Here is a 1,434-nt window from a genome sequence, read left to right as displayed (position 1 = left end):
CAGCGGCGCGCCGCCCTCGTTGTTGAGGCGTATATAGTCGCCACCCTCTCACACTGTCAACGACCCTTTCCAACTTTTGCGAATTTTTTGCGACAAACTTCGCCCACACCAGCCACAACCCACAAGGACCCTGCGGAAGGCGCCGCTGCGGCCGCCTCCTGGAGCCGTTACGCCAGCCCATCCGCAACCGCCACACCGCAATCTGGACGTGAAATCAATGACTCGATTCAGCTCACAACGCGAAAACATCAAACAAATCCTGTTTCCCAAGCCGAATCCGTAAGGCAAAGAACACCGCCAATCCCCCAAAAACCCGCGCCCGGCGGCAAACGGAAATGATTCAGCGCCGATTCACAGGGCAAAGCCTAAAAATGGTACCGATCCGCGACTCACGCAGCCCCCAATCCACCAGGCGTCGGCGTGATTCTGATCTGTAGCACTCGGCAATGCAACGCGCCTGGCTGCTTGGTATAGGCGCCACTTTGCTAGGGCTTCGGATCATGGCAGGACTGGGTGATGCTTGTCAGCTGGTCGTCCGCGGCATTCACCCTCGAGCGCATCTCTTCGGCCGCTGGCTTGCAGGGCACTCGTCCCGCTCCAACAGCCCAATATTAAAAAGCCCACTTCTAGCTAACGGCGGTTGAGATTGTGAGCTGGCTCCCGGCGGATGAGCGAATGGCCGGGTGCCAGTGAACCACGTCACCGCGTCCCGGCCAAATGCGGTGCTTGCCGTGTTGGGGTGTTGCAGCGAGTTTGGCTTGTCGGTCTGGCGCTGGGACGCAAAAAGCCCGCTTGATGCGGGCTTTGTTTGTAAGGATTGGTTGGTGGGCCAGGCTTTGTCTTTCTTGTCCCGCGTCGTCGGCTTTGCCTGCTAGCAGGCCCCTGCTGCGGTTTCGAATCGACCGTCGCCAGCGTCCAAATACGCCAAAGCCCGCACGAGGCGGGCTTTGGTGTATTTTGTTGCGGGGACAGGATTTTTATGGTCCGCAGGACGAGGAGCTACTATCGCCAGGGAAGCGGAGCTTCCCGCCAGCGATAGAGCTCGGTTTGTTTGTAAGGATTGGTTGCGGGGACAGGATTTGAACCTGTGACCTTCAGGTTATGAGCCTGACGAGCTACCGGGCTGCTCCACCCCGCGCCACCATTTGCGCAAGCGACCCGTTTTCTGGGGCTTGCGGATCTCTTTGGCCATTCGGAATGCTGGGATTGCCCCTTGATTTCCGATCGATTTGCCAATGGAACGGGCCGCTTGCGCGGCCCGGACTACCCGTTGGCGGGCCATTTTGTATCGAGAAGATTTGGGCATCGCTTGTTTGCGATGTTTGGATTTAACGTGCGTTTGGCAGACCTGGCAGCGACTTACTCTCCCGCGTCTTGAGACGAAGTACCATCAGCGCTGGAGCGTTTCACGGCCGAGTTCGGAATGGGATCGGG

General features: G+C 58.4%; 1 tRNA gene and 1 rRNA gene. Both read right to left on the bottom strand.

Annotated features, from left to right (window positions below):
* Positions 1–1,061: 1,061 nt before the first annotated feature.
* A tRNA-Met gene (locus C8K44_RS27195) sits at positions 1,062–1,138 on the bottom strand.
* Between the two features lie 208 nt (positions 1,139–1,346).
* Positions 1,347–1,434, bottom strand: a 5S ribosomal RNA gene (gene rrf, locus C8K44_RS27190); the annotation flags it as partial.

Source organism: Aminobacter sp. AP02 (assembly GCF_003148805.1).
Taxonomy (GTDB): Bacteria; Pseudomonadota; Alphaproteobacteria; order Rhizobiales; family Rhizobiaceae; genus Aminobacter.
Note: the sequence above shows the minus strand (reverse complement) of the source record. Positions and strands in the feature narration are given on the sequence as shown.